The following is a 986-nucleotide window of genomic DNA, read 5'->3' as shown; positions in this document are numbered from 1 at the left end:
GCGCTCGCCGCCGCGCGCCGGGAGCTCACCGAGGCCGAGGCCGCCGTGCGCGCCGCCGCCGACGACGCGCTCGCCGCGGTGCAGGCCGAGAGCGCGCTGCGGTCCGCGCGCGTCGCGGGCCTCGCCGGCGAGCTCGCCGGGACGCTCGTGCCCGGCGACGCGTGCCCCGTGTGCGGCGCCGTCGAGCACCCGGCTCCCGCGTCGGTCGGGGCCGACCACGTCACGGCCGACCGGGTGTCCGCCGCCGAGGCCGTGCGTGCGGCCGCCGAGCGCGTCGTCGCCGAGGCCGGCGCGCACCGGGCCGGCCTCGCCGAGCGCGTCGCCGGCCTCGCGGCCCGCACCGGCACGCACGACGCCGCGTCGGTCGCCGGGCTCGTGCAGGACGCCGAGCGGCGCGTGGCCGACGCGACGGCGGCGGCCGCACGCGCGACCGCGCTCGACGCCGAGCTGCGCGACCACGACGCCGCGACCCGGGACCGCGAGACGCTCCGGGACGAGGTCCTCGCGCAGGTGCGGACCGCCGAGCTGCGGCTCGAGACCGAGCGCGACACGCTCGCGCGCGCCGAGGCCGAGGTGCTCGAGGCGCGGGGCGACCACCCGACCGTCGCCGCGCGGCACGCCGCGCTCGAGGCGCTCGCGCAGCGCGCCGACGACCTGCTGGGCGCGCTGGACGCCGAGCGCGCCGCCGCGGCCGACGCGCGCCGTCGCCGCGACGAGGCCGACCGCGCCGTCGCCGAGCACGGGTTCGCCGACCACGACGCCGCGCACGCCGCGTGGTGCCCGCCCGACGTGCTCGCCGACCTCGAGCGGCGCGTCCTCGCGCACAGCGCGGCGGCGGCACGTGTCGCGGCGGCCCTCGCCGAGCCGGACCTCGTCGCACTGCCCGAGCGCGTCGAGCTCGACGTCGCCGCGGCCGAGCGCGCCGAGCGCACCGCCCGCGTCGCGCTCGACGAGCTGGACGGGCGGGCGCGCGTCGCGGCCGCCCG

1 pseudogene is annotated in these 986 nt (G+C 82.9%); it reads left to right on the top strand.

What is annotated here, in order from left to right:
* Nucleotides 1-986: pseudogene (locus tag CS2_RS19285) on the top strand (AAA family ATPase); the annotation flags it as partial.

The organism is Cellulomonas iranensis NBRC 101100 = JCM 18110 (genome assembly GCF_001552375.1).
Lineage (GTDB): Bacteria > Actinomycetota > Actinomycetes > Actinomycetales > Cellulomonadaceae > Cellulomonas > Cellulomonas iranensis.
This window is presented reverse-complemented; position numbering and strand designations above follow the sequence as displayed.